Genomic DNA, 14001 nt, shown 5'->3' with positions numbered 1-14001 from the left:
CCCCCCCCCCCCCCCCCCCCCCCCCCCCCCCCCCCCCCCCCCCCCCCCCCCCCCCCCCCCCCCCCCCCCCCGCCGCCGCCCCCCCCCCCCCCCCCCCCCCCCCCCACGGTTGTGTCACAGCGGCGGTGGTGTCACAGCGGCTGGACGGTGTCCGCCTGCAGGCCGCGATCACCCGGGCTCGCGGAGAACTCCACGCGCTGGCCCTCGTCCAGGCTGCGGTACCCGCTGTCGGCGATCGCCGAGAAGTGCACGAACACGTCCTGCCCGCCGTCGTCGGGCTCGATGAACCCGAAGCCCTTCTCCGCGTTGAACCACTTCACCGTGCCCTGGCTGCCGCCACCGCCGCCGCGACGGGCCGGGCGCACCTCACGCGGGCGTTCGTCGCGGTACCGGTCGTCCCGGCCACGGGAGTCGCCACCGTAGGAGTCGCGACCGTAGGACTCCCGGCCGCCGCGCTGCGGACGGCCGCCGCCGAGCGGCTCCACCGAGTCGGCCTGCAGGCCGCGGTCACCGGGGCTGGCGGTGAACGCCACCCGCTGCCCCTCGTCCAGGCTGCGGTAGCCACCCTCGTCGGCGATCACCGAGAAGTGCACGAAGACGTCCTCGCCGCCGTCGTCGGGCTCGATGAACCCGAAGCCCTTCTCCGCGTTGAACCACTTCACCGTGCCCTCGGCGCCGGCGCCGCCCCGGCCGCGCGCGGGACGCTCGTCCCGCCGCCGGTCGTCCCGCCGGTCGTCCCGCCGGTCGTACTGCTCCCGGGCCGGCCCGCGGCCCAGCGCCTCGACCGAGTCGGCCTGCATGCCGCGCTGGCCGGGGCTGGCGGTGAAGGACACGCGCTGCCCCTCGTCCAGGCTCCGGTACCCGCCGTGGTCGGCGATCGCCGAGAAGTGCACGAAGACGTCCTCGCCGCCGTCGTCGGGCTCGATGAACCCGAAGCCCTTCTCCGCGTTGAACCAGCGGACGGTGCCCTCGCTGCCGCCACCGCCGCCGCGGCGCGGCTCGCGCTCCGGCCGCGGGCCGTACTCCTCGCGGGGCTGCTCCCGACCGGACTGCTCACGCCCGCGCCGGGGTGCGCCGCCGAGCGGCTGCACCGCGTCGGCCTGCAGACCGCGCTGGCCCGGGCTGGCGGAGAACTCGACCCGCTGGCCCTCGTCCAGGCTGCGGTAGCCACCCTCGTCCGCGATGGCGGAGAAGTGCACGAAGACGTCCTCGCCGCCCTCGTCGGATTCGATGAACCCGAAGCCCTTCTCCGCGTTGAACCACTTCACCGTGCCCTGGGGCATCCGTCTCTTCCCTGCTCTCGACATCCCCGGCCCCGTCTCCGGGCCGGTCCATCCACCGGTGCACCTCGCCCGCTCAGGTCGAGCGGGCGGCACCGGTCCCCCTCCACTGTGACAGGTGGGGCCATGGATGGCGCACGGACCGAAACCCGGCGACCGGTACGCGCACCTGCCCGGGCCTGACGACTGCTCTAGCGTTCCGCGGGTGACCTCGCCGTTCATCGTCCCGCCCGAGCTGCCCGCCGACGCCGACCCGCGGGAGGCCACCGGCCGTCCCGTGCGGTGGGGCGTCATCGCGACCGGGCGGATCGCCGCCACCGTGACCGCCGACCTCGCCCTGCTGCCCGACGCCGTGCTGCAGGCGGTGAGCTCCCGGGAGGCCGGTCGCGCGCGGGCGTTCGCCGAGCGGCTCGGCTTCGCCTCCTGGTACGCCGACACCGACGGCGCCACGGGGCTGGACCAGCTGCTGGCCGACCCGGCGGTGGAGGCGGTCTACGTGGCCACCCCGCACGCCCAGCACGCCGCGGTGGTGCGCGCCGCGCTGGACGCCGGCAAGTCCGTGCTGTGCGAGAAGCCGCTGACCATCAACGCCCGCGAGACGCGGGAGCTGGCCGAGCTGGCCCGCGAGCGCGGGCTGTTCCTGATGGAGGGGGTGTGGACCCGCTTCCTGCCCGCTCTCCAGCGGGCGCTGACCATCGCCGCATCGGGCGAGATCGGCACCGTGCAGTGGGTGGCCGCCGAGGTCGGCTTCCCGGCCCCGGCCGACCCCACCGCCCGCATCTGGGCCCGGGCCGACGGCGGTGGCTCGCTGCTCGACCTCGCCGTCTACCCGCTGCTGTGGGCCTGGGGCACGCTCGGCCGGCCCGAGGGGGTCACCGCCGTCGGCACGCTCAACGCCGAGGGCGTCGACGCGCAGGCCGCCGTCGTGCTGCAGTACCCCTCCGGGGCGCAGGCCCAGCTGACCACCTCGCTGCTGGCCCGCTCGCCGCACACCGCACTGGTCTGCGGCAGCGACGGCTGGATCCGCACCGACGGCGAGCACGCCGTGTACCGGCCCACCCGGCTGGACGTGCAGGCCGGCGAGGGCCCGCTGCGCACCGAGGAGTTCCCGCTGATCGGCTCGGGCTACGTGTGGGAGCTGCGCGAGGCGACGCGCTGCATCCAGGCCGGGCTCACCGAGAGCCCGACCATGCCGACCGCCGACACCCTGGCGATGATGGAGCTGCTCGACGACGTCCGCCGGCAGCTCGGGGTGGTCTACCCCAACGACGAGGTCTGATCCCGCGGCCGCCGGGACTCAGGCTCAGTGCAGCGCGGCGTCGGCCGGTCCGGTGGCCCACCGGCGGAACCGGACGACCAGGCCCGCGCGGGTCGGGGCGCAGCAGTAGGGCCCGGCGGTCACCGGCACGCCGGGTGGGAAGGCGGCGACCCGCACCAGCCGGAACGGCTCGTCGTCGACCCGGGCTCGCACGGTCACCGCGTCGCCGGACCGGCTGGCGCGCACGGTGACCCGCCGGCCGGCCCACTCCGGCACCGGGGCCACCGACCAGTCCGACCGGCCCAGGGTGACCACGGCACCCAGCTGCGGTGCGCCGTCGGAGAACTCCACGCCCGTCTTCAGCCAGGTCTCGGCGTCGGCGCGCAGCACCAGCCCGGCCTGGTCGAACTGCTGGTCGTAGTCGACGTCGACGGTCACCTCCACCGCGCCCGGGTCGTCCAGCGGGGCCAGCAGGGCGTGGGCGTCGTCGTGGACGAAGCCGTAGGCGGTGTGCCGCCACGCGTCGCTGCCCTCGACGGCGGTGACCAGCAGGTCCGGGCCGTCGGTGCGCACGGCTGCCGGTGCGGCGCTCCAGCTGCCGGCCGACCAGGGCACAGGGGCGGTCATCGGGTCAGTGGACCACGCCCGCCGGCACGTCGCCGACGGTGCCGGGGCGGCGGCACACCGGCGGGCCAGCGACCACCCGCGGCCGCGTCCGTGGGATGGTCGAGGACGGCCCTCCGTTCCCGGGGGGCGTGCACGGCACGAGCGCAGTCGAGTTGGACGGGGAGCATGCCCACGAGCGAGGTCTCAGCACACCGGCAGCAGCGCCGGCGCGGCCCACGGACCATGGTCCAGACCTGGCTGGGCCGCATGGTCGAGCGGCGGATCCGCACGAAGGGCTTCGACGTCGCCGAGCTGACGTTCCTCCCCGAGGCCGGCCGACTGCCCCTGCTGCGGCACGGCACCGACCCGGTGCCCGAGCTGGCCGAGCTGCGCGCCCGGTGCCCGGTGGAGCGGCTCGACCTGCCCTTCGGCTTCGCCGTCCACCTGGTGACCGGCTACGAGCAGGCCCGCACCGTCCTGGCCGACCGGGACTCCTACAGCAACGACATCCGCCACCTGTTCAGCGACACCGGCCCGGGCTCGACCGCCGACGTCGGCGGCCTCGGCTTCACCGACCCGCCGGTGCACACCCGGCTGCGCAAGCTCGTCGCCCCGGAGTTCACCCGGCAGCGGCTGGCCCGCCTGGAGCCGGACATCGAGGCGACCGTGGCCCGCCGGCTCGACGAGCTCGTGGCCGCCGGATCGCCGGCGGACCTGGCCGAGCTGGTCTCCTGGCGGGTGCCGATGGACGTGATCTGCGACCTGCTCGGGCTCGACGACACCGACCACGAGGCCTTCCTCCGGCTGGGCACCCAGCGGTTCGACGCGACCGGGGGCATGGGGGCGGCGCTCGGTGCGGTGTCCGAGCAGAAGAAGATCCTCCTCGACGTGGTGGCCCGGCAGCGCAGCGCGCCGGGGCCCGGGCTGATCGGGCGGATCCTGCAGGCCGAGGGCGACGCGATCTCCGACGACGAGCTCGCCGGCCTGGTCGACGGGATCGTGACCGGCGGCTACGAGACCACCGCCAGCTCCATCTCGCTGGGCACGCTGGTGCTGCTGCGGGACCCCGCGCACGCCGCCGTCGTCCGGGACGGGTCACCCGCCGAGGTCGACCGGCTGATCGAGGAGCTGCTGCGCCACCTGTCGGTGGTCCAGGTCGCGTTCCCGCGGTTCGCCAAGCGGGACCTGGAGATCTCCGGGTGCCCGGTCCGGCAGGGCGACGCCGTCGCCGTCTCGCTCAGCGGGGCCGACCGCGACCCGGCCTGGGCCGGTGCGGAGCCCGACCGGTTCGACCCCACCCGGTCGGTCACCGGCAGCCACCTGGCCTTCGGCCACGGGGTGCACCGGTGCGTCGGCGCCGAGCTCGCCCGGATGGAGCTGCGGATCGTGCTCCCGGAGCTGTTCCGCCGCTTCCCGGACCTGGCGCTCGCGGTTCCCGAGGAGCAGCTCCCGTGGCGCCGGCTGTCCTTCGTGCACGGCGTCGAGGAGCTCCCCGTCTCCTTCTGACGCCGCCCAGCCCCTCCGCCCGGGGCCGGGGACCGGCTGCCTCAGCTGCGCCGGTCGGCGAGGAAGGGGAACTGCTCGCGGGTGGCGGCCACCTCGGCGGCGTCGACGTCGGCCAGCACGATCGTCTCGACGCCGGCCGCGGTGGCCAGCAGCTCCCCGGACGGGCTGACGATCCGGCTGTCGCCGGCGTGCCCGACGCCGTCGCCGGCGGCACCCACCCGGTTGCAGCCGACGACGTAGGCCTGGTTCTCGATCGCCCGCGCCTGCAGCAGCGTCTGCCAGTGCTGCCGCCGGGCGGCGGGCCAGTTGGCCGGCACCAGGTACACGTCGGTCGCCGGCGCGGCCGCCCAGAAGACGTTCGCGAAGCGCAGGTCGTAGCAGATGAACGGGGTGACCCGCAGCCCGCCGACCTCGACGGTGACCGGCCCGGTGCCTGAGCGGAAGCGCTCGCGCTCGGTCGCGAACGGGTGCAGCTTGCGGTACCGGTGCGTGGTGCCGTCCGGGGCGGCGAGCACGAAGGTGTTGAACGGCAGGTCGCCGTCCCCGGCGACCTCCGGGCAGGTGCCGGCGACCCACACCCCGTGCTCGGCGGCCTGGGCGGCGAGGAACCCCGCCGAGGGCCCGCCCTCGGGCTCGCCGATGCCCGGGGTCATCGAGAAGCCGGTGGAGAAGGTCTCGGTGAGCAGCACCAGCTCCGCGCCGGCGCCGACCGCGCGGGCCACCTGCGGTGCGAGCCGGGCGAAGTTGGCCTCCCGGTCCTCCCAGACGATGTCGTGCTGCACCGCGGCGATCCTCATCGCAGCTCCCCCAACCGTGCGGCGGCCTCGGCCAGCACCTCGTCCCGCTTGCAGAAGGCGAACCGCACCAGGTGCCGGCCCAGGTGCGCGTGCGCCGGGTCGTAGAAGACCACACTCGGCACCGCGACCACCCCGGCACGCTCGGGCAGGGACCGGCAGAACGCCACGCCGTCGCCGTCGGGCTGCACCGGGCGGACGTCGACGGTGGCGAAGTAGGTGGCCTCCGGGCTGACCACCGGCAGCCCGGCCGCCGCCAGCCCGCCGACGAGCAGGTCGCGCTTGCGCTGCAGGTCGGCCGCGAGGGCCGTGAAGTACGCGTCGGGCAGCCGCAGCCCGGCGGCGATGGCCGGCTGGAAGGGCCCGGCGTTGACGAAGGTCAGGTACTGCTTGGCGGTGCGGACGGCGGCCACCAACTCGGCCGGCCCGCAGACCCAGCCGACCTTCCACCCGGTGGTGCGGAAGGTCTTGCCGCCGCTGCTCACCACCAGGGTGCGGTCGCGCATGCCCGGCAGGGTGGCCGGCGAGACGTGCTCGGCGCCGTCGAACACCAGGTGCTCGTACACCTCGTCGGTGAGCACCAGCAGGTCCGCCGCGGTGGCGACGTCGGCCAGCAGGGCGAGCTCGGCCCGGGTGAGCACCGAGCCCGTCGGGTTGTGCGGGGTGTTGAGCAGCAGCAGCCGGGCCCGCGGGGTGACCGCCGCGCGCAGCTCCGCCTCGTCGAAGCTCCAGTGCCCGGCCCCGCCGGGCGGCGGGCGCAGCGGCACCGGGCGCAGCACTCCCCCGGCCATCGCCACCGCGGCGGCGTAGCTGTCGAACATCGGCTCGAGGACGACGACCTCGTCGCCGGGCTCGACCAGCGCCAGCAGCGCGGCGGTGAGCGCCTCGGTGGCCCCGGCGGTCACCAGCACCTCGGTGACCGGGTCGTAGGTCAGCCCGTGGAACCGCTCCTGGTGCTCGGCGACCGCCTGCCGCAGCACCGGCAGGCCGGGGCCGGGCGGGTACTGGTCGAGGTCGGTGCCGATGGCGGCGCGGGCGACGTCGAGCACCTCCGGGGGCCCCGGCTCGTCGGGGAACCCCTGGCCGAGGTTGATCGCCCCGGTGGCCACCGCCAGGGCGCTCATCTCGGCGAAGACCGTCGTCCCGAACCCGCGCAGCCGGCCGGCCAGCTGTGGTGTGCGTTCCCCTGCCGCCATGCGGGCAGCCTCCCAGCCGGTGCCGCCGGCGCTCAGCCCGGGGCGGTGCGGGCGGCCTCGCGGAGCTCGCCGTAGAGCCGGGCCAGGTCGGGCAGCTGGTGGTGGGCGTTCAGCCCGCTGGGGTTGGGAGCCACCCAGGTGAGCACGCCGCCCACCCGCTCCGGCTGGGGTCCCAGCCCTGCCTTCGGCCGGTCGAAGGCCACCCGCCAGGCGGTCACGCCCAGCACCGCCAGCACCCGGGGCCGGTACCGGCCCACCAGCGCGGCGAGCGCCTCGGCCCCGGCGCGCAGCTCCTCGCGGGACAGCTCGGCGGCGGTGCGGGTCGGCCGGGCGACGACGTTGGTGACGCCCAGCCCGTACCGCAGCAGCTCGCGGTCCTCCGCCGGGGTCAGCAACCGCGGGGTGAGCCCCGCCCGGTGCAGCGCCGGCCAGAACCGGTTGCCCGGCCGGGCGAAGTGGTGCCCGACCTCCGCCGAGAGCAGCGACGGGTTGATGCCGCAGAACAGCACGTCGAGGTCCGGGCCCACCACGTCGCGCAGCGGCTTCTCCGGGCCGGTCACACGGTCAGTGCCGGACGGGGGCGGTGCCCGGCACGTGGGCCAGCGCGGAGCCGTCGCCGAGGGCCGACTCGGGCACGACGCTGACGGTGCCGTCGCTCTCCAGGACGACGGCCGCGATCGTCGACAGGTCACCCTGGCCGCTGGACCGCACGGCCTGGCGGATCTCCGCCTCGCTCATCCGCTGCTCGCGCAGCACGTCCGGCCGCAGCTCACCGCGGTAGAGCAGCAGCGCCGGGTGGGCGGTGACGGCGTCCCGCAGCTGCGGCCGCCGGCTGGTCACCCAGGCGACGACGAGCTGCAGCGCCGCGAGCAGCCCCAGCGCCACCGCACCCTCGGCCAGGGCGACGTCCGAGCTGAGCAGGATGGTGGCCAACGTGGAACCCAGCGCCACGGTGACCACCAGGTCGAAGGCGTTGAGCTTGGCCAGCGTCCGTTTGCCGGAGAGCCGGAGGACGAGGATGACGATCACATAGGCGGAGGACCCGACGGCGAGGACGCGCCCCAGGTCGGACCAGCTGTCGAACCACATGGACAGCCCGCTACCCGGGATCGGGCCGGTCGCACCTCCGGTTCCGCCCGGGGGCCGATCAGCTCAGCAGGACACCGACCACTCGTGCCCGCAGGCGCGGCAGACCAGGGCGGCGACGAACGCGCGGGGGTCGAAGTCGCCGGGCTGGTCGTCGACCTCCGGGGCGGCGCACGTCGGGCAGCAGGACATCCGTGCGAGTGCGCTCGAGTGGGCCCGGCGCTGGCTGGGCGCGGTGAGCACGAGTTCGGCCATGAGACACCCCCGTGGGCAGTGGGCAGGAGACCGGCTCCTGCCTCGTGATCAGGCAATCTGCCCCGCGGGACGCGGCGGGGCATCCGGACGCGGCCTCCGTCGTCTGATCGTCATGAGCTCTCAATCCGCCGGTCGCCGCGGTTCCCCGGTCACTCCGGGCCGGCGGCCCACGTTCGCGGCAGGTCGACCAGACCCCGGAGGCAGTGCTCGAGGAGCGGCTCGGGGAACCCCGCGGCCAGCCGGTAGTAGACGACCCGGCCCGCCCGCCGGGTGGCGACGAAGCCGGCGGTGCGCAGCAGGCGCAGCGCGTACCCCACCGCGTCCTCGGTCGCGTCCAGCGCCAGCGCGATGTCGCCGACGCAGAGCTCCTGCACCTCGTCGAGCGCGTACAGCACCCGGGCGCGGGTCGGGTCGGCGAGCAGGCCGAGCACGGCGGTCAGCGCGGCGGCCTCCGCGCGCGAGGGCACGCGCGCCCGCACAGCGGCCACGCGCTCGGGATCGACGGGGTGCGGGTGGTCCACGTCACGCCGGTTACCCGTGCGGGTGCACGGGTATGCGGCGGCGGTCAGTCGCCCGGTCCGCCGCGGAGGGGAGTCAGGTGTCCGCCTACCTGAGCGCCGCCCTGATGCTCGGGCTCGCCGTCGGCGGGGCGCTGGTCGCCCAGCTGGTGCACCGGCGGACCGCGGTCGCCCCCGACGCCGTGCCGGCCCTGCCCTTCCTCTCCGGCTGGCGCCCCGCCGAGCACGCGCTGTCGCGCTACGAGGCGCGGTACTACCCGATGACCCTGCTGTTCCTCGCCTTCGACGTCGAGATGCTGTTCATGTACCCGTGGGCGACGGTGGTCGCCTCGATCGGCGTTTCCGCGATCATCGAGATGTTCGTGCTGCTCGGCGTGCTGATGGCCGGGGTGCTCTGGGCCTGGCGCGAGGGCGCGCTGCAGTGGGCCTGATCACCCGGCTGGCCGTCCGGCGGGCCGCCGCGCTCGTCGTCGAGGTGCCCGGCTGGTCCACGAGCCGGTGCGCGGTGGAACGGGAGCTGCGCGCCCGTGGCTGGCGGATGGCAGTCTCCCCCGCTGACGCCGACGCCCTGGTGCTCTGCGGGCGGCCGGGGGCCCGGCTGGCCGCCGCGGTCGACCACGCCTGGACCCAGCTGCCCGGCCCCCGCGCCCGGGTGTCGGTCGCGTCCCCGGACGGCGCAGCGGCCGCCCTGGACCGGGTCGCGGCCGACCTCGCCGACGACGCCGCCCAGCGCCGGGACGCCGCCGACCGCCCCGGGGAGCCCCCGCAGGGCGCCGGGGCCACCGACGCCGTCGACGACGACCACCGGGACGACGGCGGGGAGGACGACGACACGGTCCACGGGCACGCCGACGACGACGAGACCGGCGAGCCGCCGGCCTTCGACGACCCGGGCCCGCAGGACGACGGAGACGACGACCCGGGCGCCGACTCCGACTTCCACCCGGGAGACCACGGCGACATGGACCACGGCGACTCCGACTCCCACCCGGGAGACCACGGCCAGATGGACCACGGCGACTCCGGCGTGGGCGACATGGACCACGGCGACATGGACCACGGCGGCATGGACCACGGCGGCATGGACCACGGCGGCATGGACCACGGCGGCATGGACCACGGCGGCATGGACCACGGCGGCATGGACATGCCGATGCCCGGCGGGATCATGCTGGCCGGCAGCGGCGACGAGGACCAGCTGCCCGACCCCGACGGTCTCGACCTCGACGTGCTGCACGTACCGCTCGGCCCGGTCCTGGCGCACTGGCCGGTCGGGCTGCTGCTGCACACCACCCTGCAGGGCGAGCTGATCGTCGGCGCCCGCGCCGAGGTGCTCGAGCCCGGGGCTCCGCCCCCCGGCGACGACCTGCACGGCAGCCCGGCCGGCCGCTGGGACGCGGTGGCCACCCTGCTCGCGCTGGCCGGCTGGGCCGACGCCGCCGCGACCGCCGCGCGGCTGCGCGACGCGGCCCTGGCCGGTGCGCTGCCCCAGGCAGACGCCGAGCGGCTGGCGCGGCGGGTCCGCCGGTCCCGGCTGCTGCGCGCGGCGCTGCGCGGCCTCGGCCGACTGCCGGAGGGCGACGCGCACGACCGGCTGCTGCACTGGCTGGACGGGCACGCACCGCAGCGCGCGATCACCACCGACGAGGTGGCCGACCTGGTCACCGGCCTGGACCTCGCCTCGGCCCGGCTGGTGGTCGCCAGCCTCGACCTGGACACCACCGACCGGCACCGGGTGCCCGTGGAGTCGGCGTCGTGACCGTCGAGCAGGTCTCCTCCGCCTGGGTGCCGCTGGCCGCGGCGCTGCTGCTGGCGGTCGCCGCATCGGCCGCCGTCCTGGACGGGGTGCTCAGCGCCCGGGCCGCCGGGCAGCCGCTGGGCGCCGGGCTCGCCGCGCCGGCCGCCGAGACGGCCCGGCTGTTCCGGCAGCGCCGGCGCAGCACGCTCGCCGCCGACGTGCTGCTGTGGCGGGTCGGCGGCGCCGGGCTGCTCACCGCGGCGCTGCTCATGGTGGTCGTGGTCCCGTTCGGCCGGTGGACGGTCGCGGACCTGGCGGTCGGCATCGTCTGGTTCAACGCGATGGACGTGCTGCTGTGGGCGGCGGTCTGGCTGGCCGGCTGGGGGCCGAACAGCGCGCACTCCCTCGTCGGCGGGTTCCGCTTCCTGGCCCAGGCGCTCAGCTACGAGCTGCCGCTGATGTTCGCGCTGACCGCACCGGCGGCGGCCGCCGGGAGCCTTCGGCTGGGGGACGTCGTCGCCGCCCAGGACGGCTTGTGGTTCGTCGTCTGGATGCCGGTGGCCTTCGTCGTCTTCTGCGCCGCGGTGGTCGCCTTCTCGGTGTGGGGACCGTTCTCGGCCGCGGCCGGGACGACGACGGCCGGCGGGGTGCTCGCCGAGGTCTCCGGGCTGGACCGGTGGCTGCTGGTCACCGGTCGCTACGCGTTGCTGAGCGCCGGGGCGGCGTTCGGGGCGACCGTGTTCCTCGGCGGCGGCCACGGCCCGCTGCTGCCGGCCTGGCTGTGGGTCCTGGTCAAGACCGCCGCGCTGCTCGCGGTGCTCGTGGCGGTGCGCCGCCGGCTGCCGGTGGTCCGGCCCGAGCAGCTGGCGGTGCCGGCCTGGCTGGTCGTGCTGCCGCTGACGCTGCTGCAGCTGCTGTTCGTGTCCGTCGTCGTCGTGGTCCGGGGGTGACCGTGGTCAGCGGGATCGTGTTCTGGGTGCTCGCGGTGATCGCGGTCGCCGCCGGGGTCGCCGTCTTCCGGGTCGACTCGATGGCCCGGGCCACCTACGCGCTGGCGGCGTCGTTCATCGCCGTCGGCCTGACCCTGCTGCTGTTCGACCTGCAGTTCCTCGGCGTGATCACCGTGCTGATGATGGTGATGGAGATGGCGATCATGGCCATCTACATGATCATGTTCATGGGGATGAACCCCGCGCTCATGCCGATGAGCATGGTGCACGGGAAGCGCCCGGCCCTGGCGGTCTCGATCGGCACGTTCGTCGTGCTGGCCGGCGGGGCGCTGCTCGTCGACTGGCCCACCCGCCGCGGCGCCCCGGCGGCGGACCTGGTCACCTCGCTGGGCGAGGCGGTCATGGAGTCGAAGATGCTGGTGATGATGACCGTCTCACCGGTCCTCTTCGCCACGATCGTCGCCGCCCTGGTGCTGGCGCTGCCGGGCAGCCGCTACGACCGGATGGGCGACGACCTGCGCGGTACGGACCTGCGCGGTACGGACCTGCGGCGGGGTGCGGGGCGGTGACGCTGCAGGCGGTGCTGGTGGTGGCGGCCGCGCTGGTCAGCGTGGGTCTCTACGGCGCGATCTCCCAGCAGGTCGTGGTCATGGTGATGATGGGCCTGGAGCTCATGCTCAACGGCGTCATCCTGGCCGCGGCCGCCTTCTGGTGGTTCCTCTCCCCCTCCCCCGACGGCCAGGTGCTGCTGCTGGTGGTCATCTCGGCGATGACGGTGGAGATGGCGATGGGGTTCGCCGTCGCCACCCTGCTGCACCGGGCGAAGCAGTCGGACATGACCGACATGGCCACGGACCTGTCCCGGTGACCGGGCTGCTGTGGGCGACGGCCGCGCTGCCCGCCGCCGTCGGCGCGCTGCTGTGCGTGCTCGGCCGGCAGGCCGACCGGGCGGCGCTGCCGGCCGGGGTGGCGACGGCGGCGGCCGCGCTGGTGCTCTCGATCGCGGTGGCCCGGGGCCGGCCGGCCACCACCGTCCCCTTCCTCCCGGGTGCCCCGTTCGGCCTGGCGGTCGACGCGCTGGCCGCGGTGGTGCTCCCGGCGGTGGCCGCGGTGGCCCTGCTGGTGCTGGTCTTCTCCGCCGGCGACACCGATGCGCCCTACCAGGGGGCGCGGGCCCGGTTCACCGGGCTGATGCTGCTGTTCACCGCGGCGGTCGCCGTCACGGTCACCGCGAGCACGCTGCCCACCCTGCTGTTCGCCTGGGAGGTGATGGGCGCGACCTCCTACGCGCTGATCGGCTTCCGCTGGCAGGAGGACCACCGGGTCGGGGCGGGGCTCACCGCGTTCCTCACCACCCGCACCGCCGACCTGGGGCTCTACCTGGCCGCCGGTGCCGCGCTGGCCGGCGGCGCCGGGCTGGCGCTGGACGACCTCGCCACCGCCGGCGGCCCGTGGCTGCACGTCGCCGCCGCCGGCGTGCTGGTCGCCGCGCTGGGCAAGGCCGCGCAGCTGCCGTTCACCGCGTGGCTGTCCGCGGCGATGCAGGGACCGAGCCCGGTCAGCGCCCTGCTCCACTCCGCGGCGATGGTCGCGATGGGCGGCTACCTGCTGCTGCGCATGGAGCCGTTGCTGGCGGCCACCGGCTGGGCCGGCCCGACCGCGGCCTGGATCGGCGCGCTGACCGCGCTGCTGCTCGGCGCGGTCGCCGTCGCCCAGCGCGACCTCAAGCAGCTGCTGGCCGCCTCGACCGCGGCCCAGCTGGGGTTCGTCGTGCTGGCCGCCGGGGTCGGTTCGGTCGCCGGGGGCACCGCGCACCTGGTCGCGCACGCCGCCACGAAGGCGCTGCTGTTCCTCGTCGCCGGGGCGTGGCTGAGCGCGCTGGGTACCAAGCAGCTGGCTGCGCTGCGCGGCGCGGCCCGGCGCTGGCCGCTGGTCGGGGTCTGCGCCGCGGTCGGCGCGCTGGCGCTGGCCGGCGTCGTCCCGCTGTCGCTGTGGGCCACCAAGGACGCGGTGCTGGCCGTCGCCCGCCACGAGTCCCTGGCCCTGTACGTCGTCGGGCTGGCCGCGGCCGCCGTGTCGGCGGCCTACGCGGGCAAGGTGCTCTGGCTGGTCTGGCAGCAGCTGCCGGACGACGCCGAGAGCGGCTACGACACCGAGGAGGAGGGCAGCCGCCGGGTCGTCGTGCTGGAGCAGGCGCCGCTGGTGGTGCTGGCGGCCGGCGCCGCCGTGCTGGGCCTGCTGGCCCTCCCGCCGGTGGGCGAGGCGCTGCGCCGGGCGCTCGGTACGACCGGCGCGCCCAGCCCGACGGTCTGGGAGATGGCCCTCTCCGCGGCCCTCGCCGTCGCCGTCGTGGGCCTCTCCGCGCCGAAGTGGCCACTTTGGCGCGGTGCGGAGCGGGTGGGGTGGCTGGCCGGCTGGCTGGGACTCCCCCGCGCGACCTCCGCGCTCGTCGTGCGGCCGGTGCTGCGCACCGCCGAGGCCTGCGCCCGGTTCGACGACCGGGTGCTCGCCCCCGCCGTCGGTGGCGCCGGCCGGTCGGCGCTGCGCACCGCCGGGGCGCTGGGCCGGTTCGACGACGGCGCGCTCGCCCCCGCCACGGCCGGCGCCGGCCGGTCGACCGTGCGGCTGGCCGGTGCCACCGCGCGCGCCGATCTCGCCGGCCCCGACCGGCTGGTCCGCGGCCTGGCCGCCGGCACCCGGCAGCTGGGCGGGCTCGCCCGGCGGGCCCAGACCGGGCTGCTGCACCAGTACTACGTCCAGGCCGTCGCGGTGCTCGCCGCCGCGCTGGCCCTCCTCCTGCTGGTCGGAAGGTAA

16 protein-coding genes are annotated in these 14001 nt (G+C 76.1%); 8 read left to right on the top strand and 8 right to left on the bottom strand.

All coding sequences use genetic code 11. The annotated features are described in order from the left end of the window. Window positions 1-131: 131 nt before the first annotated feature. Entirely contained in the window at window positions 132-1283 is a 1152-nt protein-coding gene (locus tag ACI79U_RS14995; RefSeq protein WP_457071488.1) for a cold-shock protein, read from the bottom strand. Window positions 1284-1485: 202 nt separating this feature from the next. Between ACI79U_RS14995 and ACI79U_RS14990 the strand changes: the two genes are divergently transcribed. Continuing rightward, the gene (locus ACI79U_RS14990) at window positions 1486-2559 is read left to right on the top strand and encodes a Gfo/Idh/MocA family protein (protein WP_457071486.1); all 1074 of its coding nucleotides are present in this window, start codon (window positions 1486-1488) and stop codon (window positions 2557-2559) included. A 24-nt stretch (window positions 2560-2583) separates the two neighbouring features. Here the strand turns inward: ACI79U_RS14990 and ACI79U_RS14985 are convergent, their stop codons facing one another. Beyond that, window positions 2584-3165: a DUF1349 domain-containing protein gene (locus ACI79U_RS14985; protein WP_457071484.1), complete on the bottom strand. Its 582-nt coding sequence runs from the start codon at window positions 3163-3165 to the stop codon at window positions 2584-2586. Window positions 3166-3387: 222 nt separating this feature from the next. Between ACI79U_RS14985 and ACI79U_RS14980 the strand changes: the two genes are divergently transcribed. Next, window positions 3388-4650 carry a cytochrome P450 gene (locus ACI79U_RS14980; RefSeq protein WP_457072667.1) on the top strand — a complete coding sequence of 421 codons (1263 nt, stop codon included), beginning with the start codon at window positions 3388-3390 and terminating at the stop codon, window positions 4648-4650. A gap of 41 nt (window positions 4651-4691) precedes the next feature. Here ACI79U_RS14980 and ACI79U_RS14975 read toward each other — a convergent pair whose 3' ends face one another. The 6 genes from ACI79U_RS14975 to ACI79U_RS14950 form a co-directional block, all read right to left on the bottom strand. Continuing rightward, the gene (locus ACI79U_RS14975) at window positions 4692-5447 is read right to left on the bottom strand and encodes a nitrilase-related carbon-nitrogen hydrolase (RefSeq protein ID WP_457071479.1); all 756 of its coding nucleotides are present in this window, start codon (window positions 5445-5447) and stop codon (window positions 4692-4694) included. Then, window positions 5444-6640: a pyridoxal phosphate-dependent aminotransferase gene (locus ACI79U_RS14970; protein ID WP_457071477.1), complete on the bottom strand. Its 1197-nt coding sequence runs from the start codon at window positions 6638-6640 to the stop codon at window positions 5444-5446. The genes ACI79U_RS14975 and ACI79U_RS14970 overlap by 4 nt, the downstream gene beginning before the upstream one ends. Before the next feature lie 32 nt (window positions 6641-6672). Beyond that, a complete protein-coding gene (gene mug / locus ACI79U_RS14965; RefSeq protein ID WP_457071475.1) occupies window positions 6673-7200 on the bottom strand; it encodes a G/U mismatch-specific DNA glycosylase in 528 nt (175 codons plus the stop codon). Between the two features lie 4 nt (window positions 7201-7204). Beyond that, window positions 7205-7729 carry a DUF421 domain-containing protein gene (locus ACI79U_RS14960; RefSeq protein ID WP_457071473.1) on the bottom strand — a complete coding sequence of 175 codons (525 nt, stop codon included), beginning with the start codon at window positions 7727-7729 and terminating at the stop codon, window positions 7205-7207. Between the two features lie 63 nt (window positions 7730-7792). Beyond that, window positions 7793-7981, bottom strand: a complete 189-nt coding sequence (locus ACI79U_RS14955) for a hypothetical protein (RefSeq protein ID WP_457071471.1) — start codon at window positions 7979-7981, stop codon at window positions 7793-7795. Between the two features lie 149 nt (window positions 7982-8130). Continuing rightward, window positions 8131-8469 (bottom strand): ArsR/SmtB family transcription factor, encoded by a 339-nt coding sequence (locus ACI79U_RS14950; protein WP_457071469.1) that lies wholly within the window; start codon window positions 8467-8469, stop codon window positions 8131-8133. A gap of 110 nt (window positions 8470-8579) precedes the next feature. Here ACI79U_RS14950 and ACI79U_RS14945 point away from each other — a divergent pair, with 110 nt between their 5' ends. The 6 genes from ACI79U_RS14945 to ACI79U_RS14920 are packed head-to-tail and all read left to right on the top strand — an operon-like array spanning window position 8580 to window position 14001. Then, complete coding sequence (locus tag ACI79U_RS14945; RefSeq protein WP_457071467.1) at window positions 8580-8930, top strand: NADH-quinone oxidoreductase subunit A; 351 nt, start codon at window positions 8580-8582, stop codon at window positions 8928-8930. Beyond that, complete coding sequence (locus tag ACI79U_RS14940) at window positions 8921-10258, top strand: hypothetical protein (RefSeq protein WP_457071465.1); 1338 nt, start codon at window positions 8921-8923, stop codon at window positions 10256-10258. Before ACI79U_RS14945 ends, ACI79U_RS14940 begins: the two co-directional genes overlap by 10 nt. Beyond that, entirely contained in the window at window positions 10255-11187 is a 933-nt protein-coding gene (locus ACI79U_RS14935) for an NADH-quinone oxidoreductase subunit H (protein ID WP_457071463.1), read from the top strand. Before ACI79U_RS14940 ends, ACI79U_RS14935 begins: the two co-directional genes overlap by 4 nt. After that, complete coding sequence (locus ACI79U_RS14930) at window positions 11184-11756, top strand: NADH-quinone oxidoreductase subunit J (protein ID WP_457071460.1); 573 nt, start codon at window positions 11184-11186, stop codon at window positions 11754-11756. Before ACI79U_RS14935 ends, ACI79U_RS14930 begins: the two co-directional genes overlap by 4 nt. Beyond that, window positions 11753-12055, top strand: a complete 303-nt coding sequence (locus ACI79U_RS14925) for an NADH-quinone oxidoreductase subunit NuoK (protein ID WP_457071458.1) — start codon at window positions 11753-11755, stop codon at window positions 12053-12055. The genes ACI79U_RS14930 and ACI79U_RS14925 overlap by 4 nt, the downstream gene beginning before the upstream one ends. Further along, complete coding sequence (locus ACI79U_RS14920) at window positions 12052-14001, top strand: proton-conducting transporter transmembrane domain-containing protein (RefSeq protein ID WP_457071456.1); 1950 nt, start codon at window positions 12052-12054, stop codon at window positions 13999-14001. The genes ACI79U_RS14925 and ACI79U_RS14920 overlap by 4 nt, the downstream gene beginning before the upstream one ends.

The organism is Modestobacter sp. SYSU DS0904, assembly GCF_054051115.1.
The sequence above is the reverse complement of the archived record's forward strand: the minus strand, read 5'-3'. Positions and strand labels throughout refer to the sequence as shown.